The organism is Arthrobacter sp. 01N442 (assembly GCF_056399345.1).
On record NZ_JBFTRD010000004.1, the window covers coordinates 1 to 18,688 of the forward strand.

Genomic DNA, 18,688 nt, shown 5'->3' on the forward strand with positions numbered 1-18,688 from the left:
CGGTCCCATTCCGAACCCGGAAGCTAAGACCCACAGCGCCGATGGTACTGCACCCGGGAGGGTGTGGGAGAGTAGGTCACCGCCGGACATACATTAGGTCGAGAGCCTCCAACCACCAGGTTGGAGGCTCTCCCCCTTTAACCACCAAAACCACCGCACCCACAGCACTGGCGCCCGCACCGCTGGGTATACGCCGGTCCCTCCCCCGAAGTGGCCGGCACATCCCCAACCGTCCCTCAGCACCGGAGCCCAAACCACCGACGCTCCCTCAGCACCGGAGCCCAAACCACCGACGCTCCCTCAGCACCGGAGCCCAAACCACCAACGCTCCTGCAGCACCGGTGCAGATATCCCAAATGCTCCTTCAGTACCGGTGCGGTCCCGGACGAACCTCCCTCAGCTCCGGCCCGCGTAACCTGTCGGAGGTGAGGGAGCGTCGGTGCGTAACCTGTCAGAGGTGAGGGAGCGTCGGTTGGTAACCGGTCAGAGGTGAGGGAGCGTCGGTTGATAACCGGTCAGAGGTGAGGGAGCGTCGGTTGGTAACCGGTCAGAAGCGAGGCAACGTCCGCTGACGGCTGAAAAGGGCCTCTAACACCCTCGAAACCCGGACTTTTTCCCAGAAAAGGGCGAAAACACGCGGAATTTTGCCACCTCGGCGGTGGCAAGCTGGTAAGTTTTCGAAGAGTGGCTTGTACGCATGCCGTGTGCAGGCTTCAGAGATTAGAACCGTCCAGGAGGACATAAATGGCTAAGAACCGTAGTGAACTTGTTGCAGAGGTAGCTGGCAAGGCCGGCACCAGCCAGGCAGCCGTCAACTCCGTGCTCGATGCACTGTTCGAGGTTTTCGAGACCTCTGTCGCCGCGGGCGAAAAGATCACCATCCCGGGTTGGCTCGCCGTCGAGCGCACCGACCGTGCAGCCCGTACCGGCCGCAACCCGCAGACCGGCGAGACCATCCAGATCGCCGCAGGCCACAGCGTCAAGCTGACCGCCGGCTCCAAGCTGAAGGCTGCAGTCGCCAAGAAGAAGTAGTCTTCTTCGAACGCTTGAAAGGGGCGGCAACCCGATGGGTTGCCGCCCCTTTTGCGTTAACCGCCGCTTGACGGATTCGGCGCGCGGGCAGGGGTAGCGGACAATGGAATTGTGCCTTCTGCAGCGAAACCCCGAACCTCAGCAGCTCCCACCCCGACGGGCGGAGCTCGTGGTCGAGGAGTTGGCAGCCCGGGAATCTCCGGGCCCTGGCAGCTCGCCGGGCTGGCGGCGCTGTTCCTGGGCCTCGTGGTGGCGCTGCTCTTCTCCGGAGCAGCCGGAGCCCGCGCAGTGTCTGATCCCGGCTCACTGGTCCGCTGGGGCCTGCCCATCAGCAAGGCTATTCAAAACGTCTCCCTTGCCACCGTAATCGGTGGCCTAATCTTCGCCGTCGGCATCCTGCCCCGGAATCTTTCCGGGCGGCAGTCCAAGGCTAAGGATGCCCCCGAGCATCCCGCGTTCACGCGGGCCTTGGCCGTTGCCGCCGTCGCGGGCGTCGCGTGGACCCTCTCGGCCGTGTCAGTGCTGGTCCTGAGCTATTCGGACATCGCGGGCCAGACCATCTCGGGGGACCCGGAGTTCACCAAGTCCCTCGTCTACTTCATGACTGACATCGATACCGGCAGGGCCTGGCTTGCGGTGGTCATCATCGCCGCCGTGGCCACCACCGCGCTGTTTGGCGTCCGATCAAGGGGAGCGCTTGCACTCACGCTGATCCTGGCCCTTGCCGGGTTGGTGCCCGCTGCGCTGATCGGCCACTCGGCCAGCTCGAACGACCACGAAGGTGCCATCAACTCGCTCGGCCTGCACCTTGCCGGCGTCTCGGCCTGGGTGGGCGGCATCATCGTTCTGGCGCTGCTCTCCGGCATCCTGGGTGGCGCGCCCGGCACTGGAGCCCAGGGCAGGGCCGACATCACCGAGCCCACCCTGCGCCGCTTCTCAGCCCTCGCCGGCTTCGCCTTCGTCCTGGTCTTCGCCTCAGGCGTCGTCAACACCAGCATCAGGATCTCCAGCTGGAGCGACCTCTTTGGATCGGCGTACGGGCAACTCATCATGGCCAAGACTGCCGCCGTCCTGATCCTCGGCGGCGTCGGCCTGATGCACCGTCAGTGGGTCATTCCGCAGCTCGGTGTCAAGGGCGCTGGCCTGTCCGCCCGCCGCGTGCTCTGGCAGCTGGTCCTCGTCGAGCTCCTGATCATGGGGGCGACGTCGGGAATCGCCGTCGCGCTTGGCCGATCGGCCCCGCCGGAGCCCACCACCTTCGCCCCGGACGCGTCGCCGGCCTTCATTCTGTCCGGCTACGAACTTCCCCCGGAGCTGACTCCGCAGCGCTGGCTGACAGAATGGCGGTTCGACTGGCTCTGGGTCGCCGTCGCCGTCTTTGGCCTGGTCTCCTACTTCCTGGGCATCCGGACGCTGCGCCGGCGGGGCGACTCATGGTCTTGGTTCCGTACCGTGAACTGGGTGATCGGCCTGGTGGTCCTCACGTACATCACGTCCGGGCCGCCGTCGGTCTACGGCCGGGTACTGTTCTCGGCACACATGGTGGACCACATGGCCTTGACCATGGTGGCCCCGATCTTCCTGGTCCTGGGCGCGCCCGTCACGCTCGCGCTGCGGGCGCTGACCGCGCGGCGTGACAGCTCCCGGGGGCCGCGGGAATGGCTGCTGATCTTCGTGCACTCGAAGTTCTCGCAGCTCGTCACGCACCCGCTGTTCGCCGCGGCCAACTTCGCCGGCTCCATCATCCTCTTCTACTACTCGGACGCCTTCGGCTACGCCATGCGCGACCACGTGGGCCACGAACTGATGAACCTGCACTTCACGCTGACCGGCTACATCTTCGTGCTGACCATGATCGGCACGGATCCGTTGCCCAGGCGCGCACCGTACCCGATGCGGCTGCTGCTTTTGCTGGCCACCATGGGCTTCCATGCCTTCTTCGGCGTCTCCATCATGGGCGGCACCGGGCTGCTGGCCGCCGACTACTTCGGCAACCTGGGCCGCACCTGGGGGCCCTCGGCCCTGCTGGACCAGCAGATGGGCGGCGCGGTGGCGTGGGGGATCGGCGAAGTGCCCACCCTGCTGGTGGCGATCGGCGTCGCCGTCATGTGGTCCCGCTCCGACGCGCGGGAGTCTAAACGCACCGACCGCGCGGCGGACAGGAATAACGACGCCGATCTCACCGCTTACAACGATATGTTTGCCCAGCTCGCCGAACGCGACGCGAAGCTGGCAGAACGCAATTCAAAGCTGGAAGGACGCTGATGAGCGAAACCGTACGCACCCACCTCCGGGTCCGGGCCTCCGAACTTGTGGGCCGGGGCTGGCTGAACACGGGCGGCAAGTCCCTGGACCTCGAATCCCTGCGCGGCAAGATCGTGCTGCTCGACTTCTGGACCTTCTGCTGCATCAACTGCCTTCACGTCCTGGATGAACTCCGCCCGCTCGAACAGCAGTACTCCGACGTTCTGGTGACTGTCGGCGTGCACTCGCCCAAGTTCGAGCACGAAGCGGATCCGGTGGCCCTGGCCGCCGCCGTCGAGCGCTACGAGATCCGCCACCCGGTGCTGGACGACCCGGAGCTGGACACATGGAAGGCCTACACCGCTCGTGCCTGGCCCACCCTCGTGGTGATAGACCCCGAGGGTTACATCGTGGCGCACCTCTCCGGTGAGGGCCACGCGGACGGCCTGGCCGTGCTCATCCCCGAGCTGATCGCCGAGCACGAGGCCAAGGGCACCCTGCACCGCGGCGACGGCCCGTACGTGGCGCCGGAGCCGACGTCGGGCACGCTGCGGTTCCCGGGCAAGGCCCTCTATCTTCCGGCCGGCCGCGGAGACTCCGCTGCAGCCGCCGACGCCGGTTCCTGGCTGGTGACCGACACCGGCCACCACCGCCTGGTGGAGCTCTCCACCGACTTCGAGACGGTGCTGGGCACCTACGGTTCGGGCGAGAAGGGCTACGCCGACGGCGGCGCCGACGCGCGTTTCAACGAGCCGCAGGGCCTGGTCCTGCTCCCGGAGGAAGTCGCCGCCAAGACCGGCTACGACGTCGTGGTTGCCGACTCCGTCAACCACCGGCTCCGTGGGCTGTCCCTCGCGGACGGCACCGTCACCACGCTGGCCGGCAACGGGGTCCAGCGGCTGCTTGAGACCGGCCCGGCACGCGTGGACGAGGAGGGTGCCGCCTACGGCGCCCGGCTTGAAGCGGATCCGCTGCAGGTTTCACTGAGCTCGCCCTGGGACGTTGTCTGGTCCAGCAAGCTGAACGCGGTCGTGGTCGCGATGGCCGGCGTGCATCAGATCTTCAGCTTCGACCCCCTCTCCGGCGCCGTGAACATAGTCGCCGGCAACGGCCTCGAGGGTCTGCTCGACGGTCCGGCCGCAGAAGCCTGGTTCGCCCAGTCCTCCGGCCTGGCCGAGGACGCCGACGGCAACATCTGGGTGGCCGACTCCGAAACCTCGGCGCTGCGCAAACTCGTCATTTCCGACGACGGCGCCATCACTGTGGAGTCCGCCGTGGGCAAGGGCCTGTTCGATTTCGGCTTCCGCGACGGACCGGCCGCGGAGGCCCGGCTCCAGCACCCGCTGGGCGTGACGGTGCTGCCCGACGGTTCGGTGGCGATCGCGGACACCTACAACGGTGCAGTCCGCCGCTACGACCCCGCCACCGGGACGGTCTCCACGCTTGCCCGGGGCCTCTCCGAACCCTCGGACGTGATCGTGGACCACACCCATGTGGCCGGCGCCGAGCCGTTGCTGGTGGTGGTCGAGGCCAACAAGCACCAGCTCGTCTACGTGCCCATCCCCAAGGAAGCACAGCAGGTCGACGAAGGGGCGTCCCAGACCCACCGCCCCAAGAGCCCCGTCGCCCCGGGGCTGATGTCCCTGACGGTTCGGTTCACGGCACCGACCGGGCAGAAGCTCGACGACCGCTGGGGCGACCCGACGCAGCTGAAGATCTCCTCCACCCCGCCGGAGCTGCTGGTGGCGGGCGGCGGGACCTCCGTGGGCCTGCTCCGCACCCTGGAGCTCGCCGCCGACGTCCCCGAGGGCGTGCTGCACATTACTGCACGCGCCGCGGCCTGTGACGGCCCCGAAGACGCCGACGGCGAGATCCCGGACCACGCGGCGTGCCACCTGTACCAGCAGGACTGGGGCATCCCGGTGGTGCTGCAGGCGGACGGTGACACCGAGCTGGTCCTGGACCTGCGCGGCATGGACTAAACCGACCGGCATAGACACACGAAAGGCTGCCGCCCGCGACCCAGCTGGTCGCGGGCGGCAGCCTTTTGCGTGCCACGGGAGGTCCCGCGTGACGCGGTGCGGCAGTCCTAGTTGCTTAGCTGCGGGGTGAGCTTGACCGTGTCGCCGTCGATGTCCAGGCGGGTGGTGAAGCTGAAGTCGTGGACCGCGTTGAGCTCCGTGACGGCGCCGGTGAACAGGTCCTCCTGGCGGGCCTTGATCCGCGCCTTGCCGTCCAGTGGCGCGACCACCCAACGGCCGCCGAAGGGCTCGATGCTGACGGCAGGGTAGTCGGTGATGCTCCAGTCGATCGTCCCGTCCACCACCCGGTCGTTCGTGGCGTGGTAGAACGGGCAGTCGGGCTGCAGCCGCTGCTGCTTGTCGGCCTGGTCCGCGCAGTTGTCCAGGAACTCCTTGACCTTGGCGGTGACGGCGCTCTTGAGCCCGTCCGTGGCCTGGGTGAGCAGGTTCAACGGTGCCGAGGGCATATCCCGGCTGGCAACGGTTGTCCGGGTTGCGGGGGCGGCGAAGAACTGGCCGTTCAGGGATGCCTCGTACTCGCCAGGGTAGAACACGGCAAAGGAGTTGCGGCCGTTGGGCATGTTGACCGGGACCCCGTTGAGGGAGGCTTGGTTCGAATTCACGACGGTGACGTCGAGGACCGGCAGCGCGGACGGGACGAAGGACCAGTCGTGGAAGAAGAGCCACTGGGTGCCGGAGCGTTGCAGCAGGAACTCTGTGCGCTGTTGGCTGCCGTCGATCGTGTAGTCGATCGGAACCATCACCTGGTTTCCGCCGCGGTCCTGCGCGTTGCCGATCTTTACGTCGGAGATCTTCGCGGCCGCGGTCTTCAGCGCCTCACCGTCCAGCATGGCCGGGTTGCTTTGCGGCACGGAGGCATGCACCAGGCCGAGCGCCTTCCCGCCTTCGCCCTTCTGCAGCGCGTCCAGGTACTCACGGACCGGCTGCTGCGGGCTGGCAATGGAATTGTTCACCAGATTGATTGCGACGACGGCGCCCGCCACGGCGAGCATCAGGCCCAACAGCCACATGGCTGCAATCCTGACCAACGCCTGACTCATCTGCACGTACCTTAGGTTACCTGCACGCCCGCGGAACGCTGGTGTCAAGAGGTCCGGTTGTGACGTGCACCATTCCAGCCGGGCGGTCACGGCTTTCCGCCTGGCCGGCTGCCCGCCGGGCTGCCTAGCGCCGGCTGCCTCCTAGCGCCGGCGCCGCCGGGAGGAGGTGCCGAAGACGCCGCGGAGCAGCTCCCGGCCGATCTGGGTGCCCAGCGAGCGGGCCATGCTCTTCAGGCCGCCGCCAAGGGCGCCGCCCAGCGCGCCGGCGAGGTCGCCGGCCATTCCGCCGCCGGACTCCGGCTCCGGGGCACGACGCTGCGGCGCCCGGTCCCGTTCGGGTGCCGGTGACTGTGCCGGGCGGCTGCTGGGGCGGCCCAGGATCTCTTCCTCGATCCGGCGGGCGTCGGCGTCGACGGCGTTGGGGTCCACCCCGCCGTCGGAACCCGAACCGGAGGCGGAGCCGCCGGCTGCCGGGCCGGTGGGCGCTGCCTGCCGGCCCGCAAGCTTCTCGTAGGCGGAAACGTTGTCCACGGCGGTGCCGTACTTGGCGAGCAGGGCCGATCCAGCCACCGTGCTGGCAATCAGCGAATCGTCGCTCGGGCCCATCACTGACTCAGGCGCCCGCAGCCGGGTCAGGGCCACGGGGGTGGGTGCGCCCTTCTCATTCATGACGGTGATCACGGCCTCGCCGATTCCGGCCGACGTCAGGGTCTCCTCCAGGTCGTAGTCACTCATCGGGAAGGTGGAGACTGTCGCCTTGAGCGCCTTGGCATCCTCCGGGGTGAAAGCGCGCAGGGCGTGTTGAACCCGGTTGGCCAGCTGGCCCAGAACGTCGGCGGGAACATCCTTTGGCGTCTGGGTCACGAAGAAGATGCCCACGCCCTTGGACCGGATCAGCCGCACCGTCGTGGTGATCGCGTCGAGGAAGGCTTTGGACGCGCCGTTGAACAGCAGATGCGCCTCGTCCAGGAAGAACACGAGCTTCGGCTTGTCCAGGTCGCCCGCCTCGGGCAGGTCCTCGAACAGGTCGGCCAGCAGCCACATCAGGAAGGTGGAGAACAACATGGGCTTGGTCTGCAGGGTGGGCAGTTCGAGGCAGGTCACCACGCCGCGGCCGTCCGGCGCGGTCCGCAGCAGCTCGGCGGTGTCGAATTCCGGCTCGCCGAAGAACTTTTCCATGCCCTGCGCCTCAAGCGTGATGAGTTCGCGGAGGATGACGCCGGCGGTTGATTTCGAGAGCCCGCCGAGGTTCTCCAGCTCGTCCTTGCCCTCGTCCGAGGTCAGGAACTGGATCACCGCGCGCAGGTCTTTCAGGTCGATCAGTTCCAGGTTGTTCTTGTCCGCGAAGTGGAAGACCAGCTGCAGGCTGGACTCCTGGGTTTCGTTGAGCTCCATCACGCGGGACAGCAGGATGGGACCGAACGAGGTGATCGTGGAACGGACCGGGATGCCGGCGCCATCGCCGCCGAGGGCCAGGAATTCCACCGGGAAGGTCTTGCCGGACCAGGCCTGCCCGATGCTGTCGGTGCGGGCCTTCAGCTTCTCCGAACCGGTGGCGGCCGTGGCGAGGCCGGAGAGGTCGCCCTTGATGTCCGCCAGGAACACGGGGACGCCGGCCGTGGAGAGCTGCTCCGCCATCATGTGCAGGGTCACGGTCTTGCCGGTGCCGGTCGCACCGGCCACCAGGCCATGGCGGTTCATCATCGCCAGCGGCAGGCGGACGGGGGCGTCTTTGTGGAGTTCGCCGTCGACGATCGCGGCCCCCAGCTCGATTGTGGGCCCTTCCAGGGTGTAGCCCTTCTGGATGGTGGCGACTTTATCTGCAGTGGATTTGATGGCCATGCGGCTAGCTTAGCCGGGTCCGCCAGTGCCGACCCGGCTTCGGCCAATGTTTTATTCTCGTCCTTTTTTGCGGCCTAGCCGGCGCGGTTATTCGGCCAGGGCCTTCAGGACTTCCTTCGCCACGTCCTCGCTCGACTGGGGGTTCTGGCCGCTGATGAGGTTGCCGTCGCGGACCACGTTGGAGCTCCAGGCTGCGCCGTTTTCCACGGTCGAACCCTTCTCCTTCAGCACGTCCTCGACGAACCACGGTGTGTTCTCGCCGGTGCCGCCGCCAAGTTCCTCTTCGTTGGTGAACACGGTGAGGCGGCGCCCGGCGAAGGCGAAGGTTCCGGCGTCGTCGACGGCGCTCAGCAGGCCGGCCGGACCGTGGCAGAACGGCGCGATGATCTTTCCTGCCTTGTTGGCCTCGGTCAGCAGACGGCCCAGGTCCGCGTCCTGGTACAGGTCGGCCATCGGGCCGTGGCCGCCGGGCATCACGATCGCGTCGTAGCCGGAGAGGTCGACGTCGGCCAGCACCAGCGGGGCGGAGAGCTCGCCGTCGATCTCGGCAATGTACTTGCGGAAGCCGTCGGCGCGGTCCTGGCCGCCGGCGGATTCGGGGGCGAGGCTGACCTCGTCGACGGTGGGCTTGGCGCCACCGGGGGTTGCGATGCTGACGCTGTGCCCCGCGTCGCGCAGGGTCTGGTGCGAGACGACCAGCTCTTCGGCCCAGTAGCCGGTGGGGTGCTTGCTGCCGTCCCGCATGGTGAGGGAATCGGCGGCGGATACGACCATCAGGATGTTAGCCATGTTCTTGCTCCTGTTCTGCCGGCCACGGGGCCGGTCAAAGGTGGGGATGGGGTGGTGTGGGGCTTAGCGTGCGGCGTCGAGCTCGGCGAAGGTGGCGTCGTCGAGGACGACGCCGGCGGCGGCCAGGTTCTCTTCGAGGTGCTTGACCGAGCCGGTGCCGGGGATGGGCATCATGACGGGGGAGCGGCGCAGCAGCCAGGCGAGGGCCACCTGGGAGGTGGTGGCGCCCAGCCGCGTGGCGGCTTCATCCAGGGGGCCGCCGGGCCGGGCGAGTTCGCCGGCCGAGATCGGGGCCCAAGGGATGAAGCCGATGCCGTGCTCTTCGGCGTAGCCGAGGACGTCCTCGGAGCTGCGGTCCGTCAGGTTGTAGCGGTTCTGCACGGTCGAGACGGTGAAGTACTTCCCGGCCTGCTCCAGTTCGGCCACGCTGACCTGGGAGAGCCCGAGGGCCTTGACCTTGCCCTCTTTCTGCAGGTCGCGGAGCACACTGAACTGTTCTTCCGGATCCACTTTCGGGTCGATCCGGTGCAGCTGCAGCAGGTCCAGTGCGTCCACCTTGAGCTTGCGCAGGCTCAGCTCGGTCTGCTGGCGCAGGTATTCGGCGCGGCCCAAGGGGATCCATTCGTCCGGCCCGGTGCGGGTGAACCCGACCTTGGTGGCGATTTTCAGGCCGTCCCGGTAGGGGTGCAGGGCCTCGGCGAGGATCTCCTCGCTGATGTTGGGCCCGTATGAGTCGGCGGTGTCGATGAAGTCGACGCCGAGCTCGACGGCCCGGCGGACGACGGCGATGGCCGCCTCCCGGTTGGCGGGTTCGCCCCAGACGCCGTCCCCGACAATGCGCATGGCGCCGAAGCCCAGGCGGTGCACGGTTCCCACGTCTTTCAAGTCGATCGTCGCGGACAGATCCTGATACTGCGGGTTGTCGTTGCTCATAGTGGCGGCAACACAGTAAGGGTGCTGAGTATTCCGGCAGTGTGGCCACCGCAACGGAGATTGGCAGAAATAAGACGGGCACCGCCGTCGTTGCCACCTGTAGGCGCCCGACCGCAGGACGGCCCCGCGCACCTCCCAACTTCCCCGCTACGAAAGGCCGGCTTTTCCGTGACTGTTCCGCTTTCCATCCTTGACCTGGCAATCATCGGCAAGGGCCAGACGGCGGCAGACAGCTTCGCCGGCAGCGTGGCCATGGCGCAGCGCGCCGAGGAACTGGGCTACCGGCGCATCTGGTACGCCGAGCACCACAACATGTCGTCCATTGCCTCCTCGGCTACCAGTGTGCTGATCGCGCACATCGCCGCGCAGACCAAGACCATCCGGCTCGGGGCCGGCGGCGTGATGCTGCCCAACCACGCGCCGCTGACCATTGCCGAGCAGTTCGGCACGCTGGAAACCCTGCACCCGGGCCGGATCGACCTCGGTCTGGGCCGTGCGCCGGGCAGCGACCAGAACACCATGCGCGCCCTGCGCCGGGATCCGATGAGCGCGGACAGCTTCCCGCAGGATGTCCTGGAACTGCAGGGCTACCTGACCGGACCCACCCGCATCCCCGGTGTGGAGGCCACCCCGGGCAAGGGCACCAACGTCCCGCTGTACATCCTCGGTTCCTCGCTCTTCGGTGCCAAGCTGGCGGCGCAACTGGGGCTGCCCTACGCCTTCGCCTCGCACTTCGCGCCCAACGCCCTGCAGGACGCCGTGGCGCTTTACCGCCGCGAGTTCCGGCCGTCCGAGCAGCTCGAGGCCCCGCACGTGATCGCCGGCGTGAACGTGATCGCCGCCGATTCCGCCGCCGACGCGCAGGCGATGTTCCAGGCCACCAAGCGGGCCCGGGTGTCGCTGTTCTTCGGCAACGGCCGCGTCTTCAGCGACGACGAGGCCGACATGATCCTGGACTCGCCGCAGGGCCAGCACATGGCGCAGATGATGAAGTACTCCGCCGTGGGCACCCCGGGCGCGGTGCTGGAGTACCTGGACGAGTTCACGGCGCACGCCGACGCCGACGAACTCATCGTCGCGCACCAGAGCGCCGCGGTGGAGGACCGTCTGCGCTCCGTGGAGCTGCTCGCCGAGGTCGCGGGGCTCGCCCGCGTCTGACGCGACTGGCGGCCTAGGGTTCTGGCGGCCTAGGGTTCGCGGCGGGCGCCGCCGGCTGCCGTGACGGGAAAGATGCTCGGTGCGCTAAATCCCGCCCGGGCGAAGGCCTGGGCAATCCCCTCGCTGACCGTTTCGGCGTCGGCGTCCCGGACAAGTGCGATGGCGGCGCCGCCAAAGCCGCCGCCGGTCATGCGCGCACCGATGGCGCCCAGCTGCTGGGCGCTGGACACGGCGAGGTCCAGCTCGGGCGTGGAGATCTCGAAGTCGTCCCGCATGGACACATGCGAGGCGTCGAGGAACGCGCCGATGGCGCCCGGGCCTTCCGCCTGCAGCGCGGCGACGGTGTCCAGGACCCGCTGGTTTTCGGTGATGACGTGCCGGACACGGCGGAAGGTCTCCGGGTCCAGTACGGCCTCGGCGCGCGGCAAGTCCTCCGGCCCGAGATCCCGCAGGGCTTCGACGCCCAGGGCGCTGACCCCGGCCTCGCAGGCGCGCCGGCGGCTGGCGTAGCCGCCGTCGGCGTGGGAGTGGCTGGTGCGGGTGTCGATCACGAGGAGCGACAAGCCGCCGCTCGCGAATCCGAGGGGGACCGCTTGTGTCTGCAGGCTGCGGCAGTCGAGCAGGATGCCGTGGTCCGGCTCGCCCAGCAGGGACGCCGACTGGTCCATGATTCCGGTAGGCGCCCCGACCACCCCGTTCTCGGCAAGCTGGCCGATCCGGGCCAGCTCCGGTCGGCCTAGCTCCAGCCCCCACACCTCGTTCAAGGCAATGGCCACGGCGCACTCAAGGGCGGCAGACGAGGATAAGCCTGCCCCGGCCGGCACATCCGAGCTCAGTGCAAGGTCCAGGCCGGGAAGTGAATCGGCCGTTCCTCGCTCGGCCGCGGCGCGGGACATGGCCCAGGCCACCCCCAAGGGGTAGGCGGCCCAGCCCTGCAGGTTTTCCGGCGTCAGCGCCTCGAAGTCGAGCTCCACGACGCCGGGGAACGAATCGCTCGTGACCCGGAACAGCCGGTCCGTGCGGACGCCGGCCGCCACGGCGGTCCGCATCCCGATGGCCAGGGGGAAGGCGAAGCCGTCGTTGTAGTCGGTGTGTTCGCCGATGAGGTTGACGCGGCCGGGAGCGGACCACAGACCCTCCGGTGCGTAACCGAACTGGCTGGTGAAGAAGGCGCGGCTGCGCTGGGCAAGGTCGGTCATGGCTGTGCTGTTGCTTTCTGTGCTGGGGCTTTCTGGTTGGCGGCTTCCTGGTGGATGTCTACCTTGGCGATGGCGGCCCGGAGCCGCGCGGCCGCTGTCTCGGGCGGAATATCGGCGATGAATGCCCCCATGGCCGCCTCGGAGCCGGCCAGGTACTTGAGTTTGTTCTCCTCCCGCCGGGGCGAGGTCAGCTGGAGCATCAGCCGGACATCCTCCCGGTGGGAATGCACCGGAGCCTGGTGCCAGGCCGAAATGTAGGGCGTGGGGGTGTCGTAGAGCGCGTCGACGCCGCGGAGCAGCCGGCTGTAGAGCCGGGAGAATTCGTCGCGTTCATCGTCCGTTGTTGCGGCGAGGTCCGGGACGTGCCGGTGCGGGAGCATATGCACCTCCAGCGGCCACCGAGCGGCGAACGGGACAAACGCCGTCCAGTGCTCGCCACGGAGCAGGACCCGGTCGGATTTTTGCTCGAAGCTGAGGATGTCCTCGAACAGCGTGCCGCCGTAGTCCTCGATGGTGCGGATCAGTTGGGCGGTGCGCGGGGTGATGTACGGGTAGGCGTAGATCTGCCCGTGCGGGTGGTGGAGGGTCACGCCGATTGCCTCGCCCCGGTTTTCGAACGGAAAAACCTGTTCGACGCCGGGCAGCGCAGACAAAGCGGCCGTCCGATCCGCCCAGGCCTCCACCACGGTGCGCATCCGCGAGAGGGAGAGCCGCGCGAGGGACCCGGTGTGTTCGGGGGAGAAGCACACCACTTCGCACCGGCCCACGGACTGGCGGCTCCGGCCCAGGCCCACCCGGGCAAGGTCCTCAAGGCCCTCTGGCGCGTCCGGTCCGGACAGCGCGGGCCCGAAGGACGGGGACTTGTTCTCGAAGACGGCCACGTCATAAAGGCTCGGAATCTCCGAGGGGTTCTCCGGGGACGCCGGCGCCAGCGGGTCCAGGTGTGACGGCGGCAGCACCACCCGGTTCTGCCGGGCCGCGGCGATCGAAATCCATTCGCCGGTGAGGACGTCCTGGCGCATGGTGGCGGTAGGCGGCCGCGCTGCCGGCTCGCGAAGGTCCGGTCCGCGCTCGGGGCCGAGCGTCGTGTCGGCGTCGTCGAAGTAGATCAGGTCCCGTCCGTCGGAGAGACGGTGGGCGCGCTTGGTGATCTGGCCCATGCTAGGAGTTCCTTACGGGCTGGCCGCCGCTGGCGGGGTCGTGCACGTGGCGGACTGCGAGGAGGACGCCATGCTCGGGGTTGAGGACCGGCATCGGCATGCCGGACATTGCCAGGAACTGGCCGCTGGCCTCGATGCCGGTGCCGAGCCAGGGCGGCGGCGCGGTTTGGATGAACGCGTGGGAGTCGTCCGCAGACGGGTAGACGGCCTCCACCCGGTAGCGGCGGTCGGGCTGCAATCCCGGCAGGCAGACTCGCCCCGGCACTTCGGCAAACGACGTCGCCGTGGAGACCAGGGCGTACAGCGCTTCACTGCCGTCGTGCGCGACGACGCCGTGCAGCCTTAGGGCAGGATCGGGTTCGTCCGCCCGCACCATCCGGCCGCTGTGCAGCAGGGAACGGTACTCCTTGTACAGGGCTATCGCGTGCGCGAGCTCCGTGTGCTCGGCGGGGTCGAGTCCGCGGACATCCCACTCGAGGCCGAAGTGGCCGAACATGGCGGTGATGGCGCGGAACGACAGGTCGTGGGTGCGGGCCGTGGTGTGGCTCGTGGTGGGCCCAATGTGCGAGCCGACCAGCTCCGGCGGCACCACCATCCCGGTCCAGCGCTGGATGGTCTGGCGTTCCAGGGCATCGTTGCAGTCCGAACCCCAGACGCGGTCCGTGCGTTCCAGGATGCCGAGATCCACGCGGGCGCCGCCCGAGGAGCAGCTCTCAATTTCGACGCCGGGGTGTGCGGCGCGCAGTGCGTCCAGGAGCCGGTAGACGGCCATGGTCTGGGCGTGCACGGAGGGCCGCCCGGCGTGGCCCATCTCGGTCAGGTCCCGGTTCTGGTCCCACTTGAGGTAGCTGATCCGGTTCTCCCGCAGGAGGGCATCGAGCCGGTCGTAGATGTACTGCCACGCCTCCGGGTTGACCAGGTCGAGGACCTGCTGGTGCCGCCACCGCTCCGGCAACCGCACGTCGCCCGAGGCGCCCGTTCCCGGGTGCGGAGCCGGTCCGGCGATCCAGTCCGGATGCGCGCGGACCAGGTCCGAGTCCTCGTTGACCATTTCCGGTTCCACCCAGAGGCCGAACTCCATGCCGTGGCCTGTCACCGCGTCGATCAGTGGCGTCAGGCCATCGGGCCAGAGCTGTTCGTCAACGTACCAGTCGCCCAGGCCGGCGGTGTCGTTCCTTCGGCCGCGGAACCAGCCGTCGTCGAGCACGTAGCGTTCCACGCCGAGGCTGGCTGCGGCGTCGGCCAGCTCCAGCAGGGCCGGCAGCCGGTGGTCGAAGTAGACCGCCTCCCAGACGTTCAGGACCACCGGCCGGGGCTTGCCCGAGGCCACGCCCGGGTGGTGCGGCCGGTCGCGGAACCAGGCGTAGAAGGCCTCGCTGATGCCATCGAGCCCGGCGCCAGAGTAGGCGGCGAAGAGCCAGGGCGTGTCATAGCGCTCCGCGGGCGCCAACGTGACCTCAGCGGAGCCGAGCAGCTCCGATGCGCCGATCACCGTCCGGCCATCGCCGGCTGTGTCGACGAAGCTTTCGTGGTTCCCGCTCCAGCCCAGGTGGACAGCCCACACTTGCCCGTGGCGGTACCCGAACCCGCCGCTGCCGGCCGCGAGCAGCAGCGAGGCATCGTGGCCGGTCCTGCCGTGCCGGCCGGAGCGCACCCAGGTGCCCTGGTGGAGCGGGAGACGCTGGGGGTGGGATTCCCGGCACCAGCGGCCGGTCAAATCCAGGATTTCGTTGGCGGCGCGGCCCACCGGCAACACCGCCGCGAGTTCTTCGACGGTGTACTCGTCCGGTCCGTCGTTTGTCAGGCGGTGGCGCAACTGGAGCAGCCCGCCGTCGTTGAGCCGGATCTCGGTCTGGATGGTGATGCCGGCCTCGGGGTCGGTCTGCGTGATGACGGCGTAGCCGGCGTCGTTCACGTCGGCTGATGCCAGCCGGAGGCGCGGCGAGAACGCCCGGCCGTTGCGGTGGCCGCGGAGGCCGGGACGCCCGCGCCAGCCCGAGGACGCCTGCGGGACCAGCCCCAGCGTGACCGGCGTGTCCAGCGCCGAGTGCGGGACGGGGTCACGCAGCAGGGAAAGGTCCGGCAGGTCCGGCCCAAGGTCGGCGCCGAAGTGCAACAGGGCCGGTTCGCCGGTGCTGAAGTCAATCAGCAGCGCCGTCCCGGAGCGCCGCAGGTAAAGCGGTGCCGGGGGCGTGGTGGTGCCTGCCTGGGGATCCGCGGCAAGGTCTAAGTCCGGGTTGTGCACTGCAGCTCCTGGCGTTGTCAGGTTGGATGTGGGTCGTAGGGGGCCGGGGTGCGTCAGCCGGCAGCGGCGCCGGACGCTGCTCCGGTGGGGGCCAGGCGCAGCCGGCCGACGCGTTCGCCCAGGACGCGCCTGGCCTCGCTGCCCAGCCGGTCGTCGCTGATGAGTTCGTCTGCGTCCTCAAGCGCCGCGATGGTGCTGATGCCGAGCGTGCCCCACTTGGTGTGGTCGGCGAGGACCACCACCCGCCGCGCCGCGGCCACGAAGGCCCTGTCGGTTTCGGCCTCGAGCACGTTCGGGGTGGTGAAACCGGCGTCTGCATCGACACCGTGGACGCCGAGGAAGAGCACGTCCAGATGAAGCTGCTTGAGCGAGGACGTGGCCAGCGGTCCCACCAGCGCATCGGACGGGGTGCGCTCGCCGCCGGTCAGAATCACCGTGGATGACGAGGAGCTCTGGTGGAAGACGTCCGCAATCCGCACCGAGTTGGTGACCACGGTGATTCGTGGACCGGTCGACAGCAACTGGGCCAGCGCCCAGGTGGTGGTTCCCGCGCTCAGACCCACCGCCATGCCCTCGCGCACCTGGGCGGCCGCCTCGTGCGCGATGGCCATCTTCTCGTCCTTGAGCTGGGTTACTTTCAGCTCGAAGCCAGGCTCGTGGGTGCTGGCGCCGCCCGGTAGCTTGGCCCCGCCGTGGATCTTCTCGACCGCGCCGGCGGCATCGAGCGCGTCGATGTCCCGGCGCACCGTCATCAGCGAGACGCCCAGCATCCTGGCGAGGTCCGCGACCCGGACGATCCGTTCACGTTGGACCTCGGCGAGGATGGCTGAGTGTCGGGCTGCGGCGAGCATGTGGCGTCCTTAGAGGCTTGAGCGGCTTGGCTGTGCGGAGCCGCTGGATTGGTTGGAGTGGCTGGCGGAAGAGCCGGCGAGCTGGGCGGCGGGCGACCGGACGACGGCGACCGCGCCGGCGGCGAGGCCGAGTCCGCCGTCGAGTTCGGTCCCCGAGAGAACGTCAACGCCGTCCAGCGGCAACCGGACGTCCCGCTCTCCGTGGTTGATGCAGAACGTCCAGTCGGTCCCGTCCTTGCTGCGCCGGGAGACCTCCACCTGGTCCGGCAGGTCCGGGACCAGGGGTTGCACGCCGGCGTCGTCGCAGACGAGGGTCAGCAGTTCACCCAGCCCTTCGGGGGCCATTGTGGTGGAGACGTAGTACGAGCGGCCGCTGCCGGCACGGTTGCGGGTCACGGCGGGGGAACCTGACGCCGGGCCCTCTGCCACGGCCGCGAGGACCTCGGCGGTGGTGGCCTGTCCCAGTTCGTTCCAGCAGGAGCCGACGCCGAAGTTATCGAGCCGGACGGTTTCCGCTGCACGCAGCGGGAAGAATTCTTCCATCCGGACGCCCAGCAGCTCGCGGAACGCGCCGGGGTAGCCGCCAAGCCTGATGTGGTCATTTTCGTCCACGATACCCGAGAAATAGGTGACCACGAGGTGGCCGCCGGCGCGCACGTAGGCGTCGAGTTTCGCTGCTCCGGCGTCGCTGACCAGGTACTGCATCGGCGCAACGACAAGCCGGTAGCCGGACAGCTCGTCCGTGCTCTGGCGGAAGTCCGTCGGGATGCCGGCCCGGAAGAAGGCATCGTGCCAGCGCCGGGTTTCGGCGATATTGGAGGCGTCGACGCTCGGGTGGGAGTCCAGCTCCGAGGCCCAGCGGGCGTCGGTGTCGTGCAGGATGGCGACGTCCACCCGGCCGGATGCGCCGGTGACCGTCGAACCGCTGATTTCGGCGAGGCTGCGCAGCGCCTGGCCGAGCTGGACCACCTCGCGCCATACCTTGGTGTCCGTTCCGGCGTGCGGCAGCATCCCAGAGTGGAACTTCTCGGCGCCGGCGCGCGAGGCCCGCCACTGGAAGAACAGCGCGCCGTCGGCGCCGCGGGCCACGTGCTGCATGGCGTTGCGCAGCATCTCCCCGGGCGCCTTGGCGATGTTGCGGGGCTGCCAGTTCACCGCCGAGGTGGAATGTTCCATCAGCAGCCACGGCTTGCCGTTGGCCCAGCCCCGGGTCAGGTCCGCCGTCGCGGCCAGTTCCTGGAAGTTCCGCAGGTCCTCGGCAATCAGGTAGTGGTCGTTGGAGACCACGTCCATCTCCTCGGACCAGCGCCAGTAGTCCACCGGCTGGTGCAGGCCCATGTTGAAGCCCATGAAGTTGGTGGTGACCGGGTGCTTCGAGTGTGAGCGGATGATGGCCGCTTCGGCTTTGTAGCATTCGAGGAGTTCATCCGAGGAGTACCGCGCGAAATCGAGTTGCTGGGTGGGGTTGACCCAGGTTCCGGAGGTGCGCGGCGGCAGGATCTCCTCCCAGTCGTAGTAGCGCTGGGACCAGAACGCGGTGCCCCAGGCGGCGTTGAGCCCGTCGAGGGTGCCGTAGCGGTTCTTCAGCCAAACCCGGAAGCCGGCCGCGGCTCCGTCGGAGAAGTCCGGCTGGTTGTGGCAGCCGTATTCGTTGTGGATGTGCCACATGACGACCGCCGGATGGTCCTTGTAGCGGCTGGCGATCTGCTCGGTCAGCGCCGCGGCAGCGCGCCGGTAGTCGGGGCTGGAGGCAGCGAACGCCTGCCGGGAACCGTAGCTGTGCCGGACGCCGTCGGCGGTAACCGGAAGCGACTCCGGGTACTTGTGGCTGAACCAGGGCGGCGGAGAGGCCGTGGCGTTGGCCAGGTCAACCCGGATGCCGTTGGCGTGGAGCAGATCCAGCACCCGGTCCAGCCAGCCGAACTCGTAGACGCCTTCCGAAGGTTCCAGCAGCGACCAGCTGAAGATGCCCACGCTGACCAGGTTGACGCCGGCCTCGTTCATGAGCCGGACGTCTTCTTCCCAGGTCTCCTCCGGCCATTGCTCGGGGTTGTAGTCGCCGCCGAAGCCGAGCATCGGAGATCCCTCGGAACCGAGGCGTGCGGTGATGTAGTCCATGGCGGTGTTGTGGTGGTTGGTGGTGTTGTCCACAA

13 protein-coding genes and 1 rRNA gene are annotated in these 18,688 nt (G+C 68.4%); 5 read left to right on the forward strand and 9 right to left on the reverse strand.

Annotated features, from left to right (window positions below):
- The 4 genes from rrf to AC1DNC_RS07385 all read left to right on the forward strand — a co-directional run.
- Positions 1-88, forward strand: a 5S ribosomal RNA gene (gene rrf / locus AC1DNC_RS07370); the annotation flags it as partial.
- A gap of 656 nt (positions 89-744) precedes the next feature.
- Positions 745-1,032: an HU family DNA-binding protein gene (locus AC1DNC_RS07375; protein ID WP_011776355.1), complete on the forward strand. Its 288-nt coding sequence runs from the start codon at positions 745-747 to the stop codon at positions 1,030-1,032.
- A 108-nt stretch (positions 1,033-1,140) separates the two neighbouring features.
- Positions 1,141-3,297, forward strand: a complete 2,157-nt coding sequence (locus tag AC1DNC_RS07380; protein ID WP_476862613.1) for a bifunctional copper resistance protein CopD/cytochrome c oxidase assembly protein — start codon at positions 1,141-1,143, stop codon at positions 3,295-3,297.
- Complete coding sequence (locus AC1DNC_RS07385) at positions 3,297-5,258, forward strand: NHL domain-containing thioredoxin family protein (protein ID WP_476861917.1); 1,962 nt, start codon at positions 3,297-3,299, stop codon at positions 5,256-5,258. Before AC1DNC_RS07380 ends, AC1DNC_RS07385 begins: the two co-directional genes overlap by 1 nt.
- A 107-nt stretch (positions 5,259-5,365) precedes the next feature.
- Here AC1DNC_RS07385 and AC1DNC_RS07390 read toward each other — a convergent pair whose 3' ends face one another.
- From AC1DNC_RS07390 to AC1DNC_RS07405, 4 genes are all read right to left on the reverse strand, one after another.
- Positions 5,366-6,358 (reverse strand): hypothetical protein, encoded by a 993-nt coding sequence (locus tag AC1DNC_RS07390; protein ID WP_476861918.1) that lies wholly within the window; start codon positions 6,356-6,358, stop codon positions 5,366-5,368.
- Between the two features lie 141 nt (positions 6,359-6,499).
- Positions 6,500-8,200, reverse strand: a complete 1,701-nt coding sequence (locus AC1DNC_RS07395) for a helicase HerA-like domain-containing protein (protein WP_476861919.1) — start codon at positions 8,198-8,200, stop codon at positions 6,500-6,502.
- An 87-nt stretch (positions 8,201-8,287) separates the two neighbouring features.
- Positions 8,288-8,989 (reverse strand): type 1 glutamine amidotransferase domain-containing protein, encoded by a 702-nt coding sequence (locus AC1DNC_RS07400; RefSeq protein WP_476861920.1) that lies wholly within the window; start codon positions 8,987-8,989, stop codon positions 8,288-8,290.
- Between the two features lie 63 nt (positions 8,990-9,052).
- Positions 9,053-9,922, reverse strand: coding sequence for an aldo/keto reductase (locus AC1DNC_RS07405; RefSeq protein ID WP_476861921.1), 870 nt, complete (start codon positions 9,920-9,922; stop codon positions 9,053-9,055).
- Between the two features lie 168 nt (positions 9,923-10,090).
- On the opposite strand from AC1DNC_RS07405, the gene AC1DNC_RS07410 reads away from it, so the two are divergent.
- On the forward strand, positions 10,091-11,080 hold the full coding sequence (locus AC1DNC_RS07410) for an LLM class flavin-dependent oxidoreductase (RefSeq protein WP_476861922.1): 990 nt from the start codon (positions 10,091-10,093) through the stop codon (positions 11,078-11,080).
- A 29-nt stretch (positions 11,081-11,109) separates the two neighbouring features.
- On the opposite strand, the gene galK is transcribed toward AC1DNC_RS07410, so the two are convergent.
- Genes galK through AC1DNC_RS07435 form a run of 5 tightly spaced genes read right to left on the reverse strand, consistent with a single transcriptional unit; the run spans position 11,110 to position 18,686 of the window.
- On the reverse strand, positions 11,110-12,279 hold the full coding sequence (gene galK, locus AC1DNC_RS07415) for a galactokinase (protein ID WP_476861923.1): 1,170 nt from the start codon (positions 12,277-12,279) through the stop codon (positions 11,110-11,112).
- The gene (gene galT / locus AC1DNC_RS07420) at positions 12,276-13,439 is read right to left on the reverse strand and encodes a galactose-1-phosphate uridylyltransferase (RefSeq protein WP_476861924.1); all 1,164 of its coding nucleotides are present in this window, start codon (positions 13,437-13,439) and stop codon (positions 12,276-12,278) included. Before galT ends, galK begins: the two co-directional genes overlap by 4 nt.
- Position 13,440: 1 nt before the next feature.
- Positions 13,441-15,684, reverse strand: a complete 2,244-nt coding sequence (locus tag AC1DNC_RS07425) for an alpha-galactosidase (RefSeq protein ID WP_476861925.1) — start codon at positions 15,682-15,684, stop codon at positions 13,441-13,443.
- Positions 15,685-15,737: 53 nt separating this feature from the next.
- Positions 15,738-16,535 carry a DeoR/GlpR family DNA-binding transcription regulator gene (locus AC1DNC_RS07430; protein ID WP_476861926.1) on the reverse strand — a complete coding sequence of 266 codons (798 nt, stop codon included), beginning with the start codon at positions 16,533-16,535 and terminating at the stop codon, positions 15,738-15,740.
- Positions 16,536-16,544: 9 nt separating this feature from the next.
- Positions 16,545-18,686, reverse strand: a complete 2,142-nt coding sequence (locus tag AC1DNC_RS07435) for a beta-galactosidase (RefSeq protein ID WP_476861927.1) — start codon at positions 18,684-18,686, stop codon at positions 16,545-16,547.
- Positions 18,687-18,688 lie beyond the last annotated feature (2 nt).

Excerpts from the sequence above, each read along its gene's own strand:
- AC1DNC_RS07375 (WP_011776355.1), top strand. The coding sequence starts at position 745 with ATGGCTAAGAACCGTAGTGAACTTGTTGCAGAGGTAGCTGGCAAGGCC.
- AC1DNC_RS07385 (WP_476861917.1), top strand. The coding sequence starts at position 3,297 with ATGAGCGAAACCGTACGCACCCACCTCCGGGTCCGGGCCTCCGAACTT.
- AC1DNC_RS07390 (WP_476861918.1), bottom strand. The coding sequence starts at position 6,358 with ATGAGTCAGGCGTTGGTCAGGATTGCAGCCATGTGGCTGTTGGGCCTG.
- AC1DNC_RS07395 (WP_476861919.1), bottom strand. The coding sequence starts at position 8,200 with ATGGCCATCAAATCCACTGCAGATAAAGTCGCCACCATCCAGAAGGGC.
- AC1DNC_RS07400 (WP_476861920.1), bottom strand. The coding sequence starts at position 8,989 with ATGGCTAACATCCTGATGGTCGTATCCGCCGCCGATTCCCTCACCATG.
- AC1DNC_RS07405 (WP_476861921.1), bottom strand. The coding sequence starts at position 9,922 with ATGAGCAACGACAACCCGCAGTATCAGGATCTGTCCGCGACGATCGAC.
- galK (WP_476861923.1), bottom strand. The coding sequence starts at position 12,279 with ATGACCGACCTTGCCCAGCGCAGCCGCGCCTTCTTCACCAGCCAGTTC.
- galT (WP_476861924.1), bottom strand. The coding sequence starts at position 13,439 with ATGGGCCAGATCACCAAGCGCGCCCACCGTCTCTCCGACGGACGGGAC.
- AC1DNC_RS07430 (WP_476861926.1), bottom strand. The coding sequence starts at position 16,535 with ATGCTCGCCGCAGCCCGACACTCAGCCATCCTCGCCGAGGTCCAACGT.